Raw genomic sequence first — 7,418 nt, forward strand, 5'->3', positions numbered from 1 at the left:
AGCCCGGCGCAACCCTCGATTGGGACATGCCGTGGGACGGACCGCCAGCCGTTTCAGGGGGCGAACATAGGGTCTAAGCCGATCTCTCCGGCAGCATGTGGCCCAGCTTGCGGCCGCCGAAGATGTGGACGTGCAGGTGCGGCACTTCCTGGTGGCCGTTGGCGCCGATATTGGCCAGCATGCGCCAGCCATCCTCGGCCAATCCGGCCTCGGCGGCCAGTCGGCCAACGGTGCGGAACAGGGCGGCGATCTCGGCATCCGAGGCCTTGGCGGTGAAGTCGTTCATCGACACATAGGCGCCCTTGGGGATCACCAGGATATGGGTCGGCGCCAGCGGGTTGATGTCGTGGAAGGCCAGGACGAACTCGTCCTCATAGACTTTTTTGCAGGGAATTTCCCCACGCAGGATGCGGGCGAAGACGTTGTTCGGATCATAGGTCATGGCGGCCTCCTATCCTTTGCGGCTGTTCTTCTCGTCGATGCCGGAAATGCCTTGGCGCCGGGCCAGCTCGGCCCACACCTGCTCGGGCGTCAGGCCGGCATCGGCCCACAGGACCAGCAGGTGGTACAGCAAATCGGCACTTTCGGCGCAAATCCCCTCGGGTCCTTCCGACACGGCGGCGATGGCGGTTTCCAGCCCTTCCTCGCCGACCTTCTGGGCGATCTTCTTGCGGCCCTTGGCGAACAGCTTGGCGGTGTAGGAACTGTCCGGGTCGGCGCCTTGGCGGCCTTGGATGGTGGCGAACAATTGCTCGAGGATGCGGGCGTCGAGGGTCACGACGGCTCTCCTTCCACCGGACGGATGGGGATGCCGGCGGCGGCCATATGGGCCTTGGCCTGGGCGATGGTGAAGGTGCCGAAATGGAAGATCGAGGCGGCCAGCACGGCGGTGGCGTGGCCGTCGATGATGCCTTCGACCAGATGGTCGAGCGTGCCGACCCCGCCCGAGGCGATCACCGGAATGGTCACGGCGTCGGCCACCGCGCGGGTCAGCGGGATGTTGAAGCCCTGCTTGGTGCCGTCGCGGTCCATCGAGGTCAGCAAGATCTCGCCGGCACCATAGGAGGCCATGCGCCGGGCCCATTCCACCGCGTCGATGCCGGTGGGGTTGCGGCCGCCATGGGTGAAGATCTCGAACTTGTTGGGGCAGGTCTGCTTGGCGTCGATGGCCACCACGATGCATTGGCTGCCGAACTTTTCCGCCGCCTCGCGCACGAATTCGGGGCGGTGCACCGCGGCCGTGTTGATCGACACCTTGTCGGCCCCGGCCAGCAGAAGCTTGCGGATGTCCTCGGTCTGGCGCACACCGCCGCCGACGGTCAGCGGCATGAAGCATTGCTCGGCGGTGCGGCGGACCACGTCATAGATGGTGTCGCGATTGTCGGAACTGGCGGTGATGTCCAGGAAGGTCAGTTCGTCGGCACCGGCGCGGTCATAGATCTTGGCCTGCTCGACCGGATCGCCGGCGTCGATCAGGTCGACGAAGTTGACGCCCTTGACGACGCGGCCGTCCTTGACGTCCAGGCAGGGGATGATGCGCATCTTGAGCATCGGTTTTTACTCCGCCAGCAGGGCGATGGCTTCGGCGACGTCGATGCGGCCGTCATAGATGGCGCGGCCGGAAATCACCCCGGCGATGCCCGACGAGGCGACCGCCTTCAAGGCGCGCAGGTCATCCAGGCTGGACACCCCGCCCGAGGCGATCACCGGGGTCGAGATGGCGCGGGCCAGGGCGGCGGTGGCCTCGACATTGGGGCCGGTCAGCACGCCGTCGCGGTCGATATCGGTATAGATGATGGCCGCCGCGCCGGCGTCTTCGAACTTCAGGGCCAGTTCGGTGACGGTGATGTCGCTGGTCTCGGCCCAGCCTTCCACCGCGACGCGGCCGCCCTTGGCGTCGATGCCGACGGCGATCTTGCCGGGGAAGCGCTTGCAGGCCTCTTTGACCAATTCGGGATCGCGCAGAGCGACGGTCCCCAGAATCACCCGCGACAGGCCGCGGCTCAGCCAGTCCTCGATGGTGGCCATGGTGCGGATGCCGCCGCCCAATTGCACCGGAACCTCCACCGATTTCAGGATCTGCTCGACCGCGCCGGCATTGACCGGCTTGCCGGCGAACGCGCCGTTCAGATCGACCACATGGATCCACTGGGCGCCGGCGGCGGCGAAGGACTTGGCCTGGGCGCCGGGATCGGTGTTGAACACCGTCGCCTCTTCCATCAGGCCCAGCTTCAGGCGCACGCAGGCGCCGTCCTTCAAGTCGATGGCGGGAAACAGGATCATGATGCTTGCTCTCCTTGGCGTTCGACCAGCACCCAGAAACCCTGGGGGATGCGGGTGAACTGAATCAATTCGAACCGGGCCAGCAGGCGGGGCAGCCACCAGGCCGGGCCTTCTTGGATCAGATGGGCGTTGCGGCCGTCGGGCAGCACGCGCCGGGCCTGGCCGGTATGGACGGTGAACAGCCCGAAGCGGCGGGTGACGCGGGCCAGATCGTCCAGCACATTGTCCAAAAGCTCCGGCTCGATATGTTCCAGCACGTCGATGCAGGTGACGAAATCGTGCGGGGCCGGCGGCGTCGCCCATTCCGGCCGGGACGGCTCATAGGGGGTGACGATCGGCGGCGTCTTCATCAGCTTCAGCAATTCCTGGCCCAGCCGCCCCTTGCCCGCGCCGTAATCCAGCAGGTGGGTGGCGTCCAGGCGGCCGATCATCTCGACCACCAGCGGGGCCATCGCCACCGAGGCCATGCCGTAATCGGGATTGTCCTCGTGCAGCTTCTGCTGAAGCTTGCGGTATTCCTCGGTGATGACCGGGCCGGTCACGGCATCCACCGCAGGAAATTGGCGATCACCTTCAGGCCGGTGGCCTGGCTTTTTTCCGGGTGGAACTGGGTGCCGACCACCGAGCCGGCGCCGACCATGGCGGTGACCGGCCCGCCGTAATCGACGCGGGCCAATTGTTCTGCCGGGTTGGCGCAGGCGAAGCGATAGGAGTGGACGAAATAGGCGTGGGGATTGTCCGGCAGGCCGTCCAGCAGCGGATGGCTGCCGGGCACGAAGGCCAGCTCGTTCCAGCCCATATGCGGCACCTTCAGGGCCGGGTCGGACGGCGTGATCGGCAGCACCTCGCCCTTGATCCAGTCCAGGCCCTGGTGGGTGCCGTGCTCGCGGCCGATGGTGGCCAGCAATTGCATGCCGACGCAAATGCCGAAGAACGGCCGGGCCTTGACGATGGCGTGCTGGTGCATGGCCTCGACCATGCCGGGTAGGGCTTCCAGGCCGGCCTTGCAATCGGCGAAGGCGCCGACGCCCGGCAGCACCACGCGGTCGGCCGCCGCCACCATGTCGGCATCGGCGGTGACGGTGACGGTGGCGCGCAGGCCTTCCTCGGCGATCATCCGCTCGAAGGCCTTGGCGGCCGAGCGCAGATTGCCCGAGCCGTAATCGACGATGGCGACCTTCATCACCTTACAACGACCCCCCCAGAACGCCCTTGGTCGACGGCACCGCGTCGGCCTTGCGGGGGTCGATCTCGATGGCCTGGCGCAACGCCCGGGCCAAGGCCTTGAAGCAGCTTTCGACGATGTGGTGGTTGTTCTCGCCGTACAGGCATTCGACGTGAAGCGTGGCGCCGGCGGCTTGGGCGAAGGCCTGGAACCATTCCTTGAACAGTTCGGTATCCATGTCGCCCAGCTTGTCGCGGCCGAAATCCACCCGCCACACCAGATAGGGGCGGTTGGACAGGTCGATGGCGACGCGGGTCAGGGTCTCGTCCATCGGGATCAAGGCCTGGCCATAGCGGGTGATGCCCTTGCGATCGCCCAGCGCCTGAGCGACGGCCTGGCCGATGGCGATGCCGGCATCCTCGGTGGTGTGGTGGGCGTCGATATGCAGGTCGCCGTCGGCGTTGACCGTCAGGTCGATCAGCGAATGACGCGACAATTGCTCCAGCATATGGTCCAGGAACCCGATGCCGGTATCGACGGAATAGGAACCGGTGCCATCCAGGTCGATGGTGACGCCGATGCTGGTTTCGTTGGTCTTGCGCTCGATGGTGGCCCTGCGCATATGGCCCTCCTTGCTGATGATGACGGTTTAGCAGGAACCAGAGGGCGATGAAAGCGCCAGGGTGGACTTTCCGCCATCAAGAAGGTAGGCAGAGAGACCAGGACCGGGAGACGAAGAAAGATGATCGGGCTGTTCAAGCGGGTCTTCAATGCTGCCGCCGTGCTGCTGCTGAACGTGGTGGTGATGATCGCCGCCGCCGAGTGGGGGGCCAAGGCGGTACTGAAGATGGCTCGCGACGCCAGGCCGGCCTATATGCCGACCTACACCGACGCCGAATATTCCAAGCTTTACGACACCGACGACGCGGCCAAGTACCGCGAGATCAGCGCCGAGGGCTGGCGCATGGGCGACACCATCTACAGCCCGTTCGTCGAATATCGCATGACCCCCTATCAGGGGCGGCACTTCACCATCACCGAACAGGGTTTCCGCCCCAACGACCTGGCGCCGCAGGATCTGGCGCGGCCGGGGCGCAAGGTGTTCGTGTTCGGCGGCTCGACCACCATGGGCTCGGGGGTGGCCAATTCGGAAACCATCCCGGCGGCGGTCGAGCGGGCCTTGCAGGCGGCCGGCCTGACCGACGTGCAGGTGTTCAATTTCGGCGTGGTGTCCTATTTCTCGACCCAGGAACGCATCGCCCTCGAGCGCCTGCTGACCGCCGGCATCAAGCCCGACGTCGCGGTGTTCATCGACGGTCTCAACGATTTCTATTACTGCACCATCCCCGACCAAAGCTCGTGGAACGAGCGGCTGGTCCAGCTGACCTCGGCGCGGTCGCGCCAGCCCTTGATGCTGGAGATCGCCAACCGCTCGAACGTCGTGCAACTGGCCCGCCATCTGGGCGGCGACAAGTCGGTGATGGTTCGCGAATGGGGCAGCTTCTGCCAGTCCGACGCCGACGTCGCCGGCGTGGTCCAGCGGCTCGATACCAACCGCCGCATCCTGGACGGCATGGCCGAACGGCTGGGGTTCGAGCTGATCTTCGTGCAGCAGCCGGTGCCGACCTATCATTACGACAATGCCAAGCGGGTGGTGCCGGTCACCGACGAGATGCTGGGCTATCACGCCAACGCCAGGCGCGGCTATCCGATGATGGCGGCGATGCGCGACATGGGCAGCTTGTGGACCCGCAACCTTCTGTGGCTGGCCGAGCTGGAACCGGCCTCCGCCAACGCCTATGTCGACATGGTCCATTACAGCCCGGCCTTCAACGACATCATCGGCCGGGCCATCGCCGACGAGATCGTCAAGCGCGGCATCAAGGAAAGACAGAAGCCATGAGCGAATCCCAAACCCTTCCCTCGTGGCACGGCACCACCATCTTGTGCGTCCGAAAGGACGGCCGGGTGGTGATCGGCGGCGATGGCCAGGTCAGCCTGGGTCAGACGGTGATCAAGGGCAACGCCCGCAAGGTCCGCAAGATCGGCGACGGATCGATCCTGGTCGGCTTCGCCGGCGCCACCGCCGACGCCTTCACCTTGCTGGAACGGCTGGAAGGCAAGCTGGAAAAGCATCCCGGCCAACTGACCCGGGCCTGTGTCGAGCTGGCCAAGGATTGGCGCACCGACCGCTATCTGCGCCGGTTGGAAGCGATGATGGCGGTGGCCGATGCCGAGGTGTCGCTGGTGCTGACCGGCCAGGGCGACGTGCTGGAGCCGGAAGACGGCATCATCGCCATCGGCTCGGGCGGCAATTACGCCCTGTCGGCGGCGCGCGCCCTGATCGACACCGAGCTGGATGCCGAGGCCGTCGTCCGGAAATCGATGAGGATCGCCGCCGACATCTGCGTCTATACCAACAGCAATCTTATCGTCGAAAGCCTGTAAGCCATGAGCGCGTCCGCCTTTTCCCCGCGTGAGATCGTCTCGGAGCTCGACCGCCACATCGTCGGCCAGAACGAGGCCAAGCGCGCCGTCGCCATCGCCCTTCGCAACCGCTGGCGCCGCCAGCAATTGTCCGACGCGCTGCGCGAAGAGGTGCTGCCCAAGAACATCTTGATGATCGGCCCGACCGGGGTCGGCAAGACCGAGATCGCCCGCCGCCTGGCCCGCCTGGCCCAGGCGCCGTTCCTGAAGGTCGAGGCCACCAAGTTCACCGAAGTGGGCTATGTCGGCCGCGACGTCGAACAGATCGTGCGCGATCTGGTGGAAATCTCGATCCACATGACCCGCGACCGCCTGAAGAAGCAGGTGACCGCCAAGGCCGACCTGGCCGCCGAGGACCGCCTGCTGGACGTGCTGGTCGGCGAGACCGCCAGCCCCGATACCCGCCAGAAATTCCGCAAGATGCTGCGCGAAGGCACGCTGGACGACCGCGAGGTGGAAATCCAGGTGGCCGACAATGCCGCCGGCATGCCGACCTTCGACATCCCCGGCGTGCCCGGGGCGTCCATGGGCATGCTGAATCTGTCGGACATGCTGGGCAAGGCGTTCGGCAACCGCACCAAGCCGCGCAAGATGCGGGTCAAGGACGCCCTGGCGGTGTTGCTGTCGGAAGAATCCGACAAGCTGTTGGATCAGGAAGCGGTGGTGAAGGACGCCATCGCCGCGGTCGAGAATCACGGCATCGTTTTTTTGGACGAGATCGACAAGATCTGCGCGCGCTCGTCGGAAACCCATGTCGGCGGCGACGTGTCGCGGGAAGGTGTTCAGCGCGACCTGCTGCCGCTGATCGAGGGCACCACGGTCACCACCAAGCACGGCAACGTGCGTACCGACCACGTGCTGTTCATCGCCTCGGGGGCCTTCCACCTGGCCAAGCCCAGTGACCTGTTGCCCGAACTGCAGGGCCGCCTGCCGATCCGGGTCGAGTTGAAGGCTTTGTCGGTCGAGGATCTGAAGCGCATCCTGACCGAGCCGGAAGCCTCGCTGCTGAAGCAATATGTCGCGCTTTTGGCGACGGAAGAGGTGGTGCTTTCGTTCACCGACGGCGCCGTCGATGCCATCGCCGAGTTGGCCGCCGACATCAACCGCACCGTCGAGAATATCGGCGCCCGGCGGCTGCAGACGGTGATGGAGCGCCTGCTGGAAGAGATCAGCTTCACCGCCCCCGACCAGCCGCCCGGCACCAAGGTCGAGATCGACGCCGACATGGTCAAAACCCGCGTCGGCGAACTGGCCAAGAAGACCGATCTGGCGAAGTTCATTTTGTAGGGGCTTGAGACGAGAGGCCGTTGGCGGAACGGACGACTTTTCGAGGCCGTGAAGGATGATCGCCTTCCGAAAAATTTCCTTCAGACGTCCTTCGATAGTGGGGACGTCAGGGGAGAGTTGCCCCATAGGCGTTAACATAGCCTGGACAGGCGGGCGTGAGCGTGATTCAAGATGGAATGACTCATCCATCATGCCC

10 protein-coding genes are annotated in these 7,418 nt (G+C 65.3%); 3 read left to right on the forward strand and 7 right to left on the reverse strand.

What is annotated here, in order from left to right; all coding sequences use genetic code 11:
• Positions 1-73 precede the first annotated feature (73 nt).
• Genes A6A05_RS00790 through hisB form a run of 7 tightly spaced genes read right to left on the reverse strand, consistent with a single transcriptional unit; the run spans position 74 to position 4,070 of the window.
• Positions 74-442: a histidine triad nucleotide-binding protein gene (locus tag A6A05_RS00790; RefSeq protein ID WP_068496520.1), complete on the reverse strand. Its 369-nt coding sequence runs from the start codon at positions 440-442 to the stop codon at positions 74-76.
• Between the two features lie 9 nt (positions 443-451).
• Entirely contained in the window at positions 452-778 is a 327-nt protein-coding gene (locus tag A6A05_RS20510; protein ID WP_068496522.1) for a phosphoribosyl-ATP diphosphatase, read from the reverse strand.
• The gene (gene hisF / locus A6A05_RS20515) at positions 775-1,551 is read right to left on the reverse strand and encodes an imidazole glycerol phosphate synthase subunit HisF (protein WP_068496524.1); all 777 of its coding nucleotides are present in this window, start codon (positions 1,549-1,551) and stop codon (positions 775-777) included. Before hisF ends, A6A05_RS20510 begins: the two co-directional genes overlap by 4 nt.
• Positions 1,552-1,557: 6 nt before the next feature.
• Positions 1,558-2,283 (reverse strand): 1-(5-phosphoribosyl)-5-[(5-phosphoribosylamino)methylideneamino]imidazole-4-carboxamide isomerase, encoded by a 726-nt coding sequence (hisA, locus tag A6A05_RS00805; RefSeq protein ID WP_068496526.1) that lies wholly within the window; start codon positions 2,281-2,283, stop codon positions 1,558-1,560.
• On the reverse strand, positions 2,280-2,825 hold the full coding sequence (locus A6A05_RS00810) for a methyltransferase domain-containing protein (RefSeq protein WP_156520832.1): 546 nt from the start codon (positions 2,823-2,825) through the stop codon (positions 2,280-2,282). The genes hisA and A6A05_RS00810 overlap by 4 nt, the downstream gene beginning before the upstream one ends.
• On the reverse strand, positions 2,822-3,466 hold the full coding sequence (gene hisH / locus A6A05_RS00815; protein ID WP_068496538.1) for an imidazole glycerol phosphate synthase subunit HisH: 645 nt from the start codon (positions 3,464-3,466) through the stop codon (positions 2,822-2,824). The genes A6A05_RS00810 and hisH overlap by 4 nt, the downstream gene beginning before the upstream one ends.
• A gap of 4 nt (positions 3,467-3,470) precedes the next feature.
• Positions 3,471-4,070 (reverse strand): imidazoleglycerol-phosphate dehydratase HisB, encoded by a 600-nt coding sequence (hisB, locus tag A6A05_RS00820; RefSeq protein WP_068496530.1) that lies wholly within the window; start codon positions 4,068-4,070, stop codon positions 3,471-3,473.
• Positions 4,071-4,190: 120 nt separating this feature from the next.
• Here hisB and A6A05_RS00825 point away from each other — a divergent pair, with 120 nt between their 5' ends.
• The 3 genes from A6A05_RS00825 to hslU are packed head-to-tail and all read left to right on the forward strand — an operon-like array spanning position 4,191 to position 7,222.
• The gene (locus A6A05_RS00825; protein ID WP_068496532.1) at positions 4,191-5,351 is read left to right on the forward strand and encodes an SGNH/GDSL hydrolase family protein; all 1,161 of its coding nucleotides are present in this window, start codon (positions 4,191-4,193) and stop codon (positions 5,349-5,351) included.
• Positions 5,348-5,896: an ATP-dependent protease subunit HslV gene (hslV, locus tag A6A05_RS00830; protein WP_068496534.1), complete on the forward strand. Its 549-nt coding sequence runs from the start codon at positions 5,348-5,350 to the stop codon at positions 5,894-5,896. Before A6A05_RS00825 ends, hslV begins: the two co-directional genes overlap by 4 nt.
• A 3-nt stretch (positions 5,897-5,899) precedes the next feature.
• On the forward strand, positions 5,900-7,222 hold the full coding sequence (gene hslU, locus A6A05_RS00835; protein WP_068496536.1) for an ATP-dependent protease ATPase subunit HslU: 1,323 nt from the start codon (positions 5,900-5,902) through the stop codon (positions 7,220-7,222).
• Positions 7,223-7,418: the final 196 nt, after the last annotated feature.

Source organism: Magnetospirillum moscoviense, from assembly GCF_001650635.1.
Taxonomy (GTDB): Bacteria; Pseudomonadota; Alphaproteobacteria; order Rhodospirillales; family Magnetospirillaceae; genus Magnetospirillum; species Magnetospirillum moscoviense.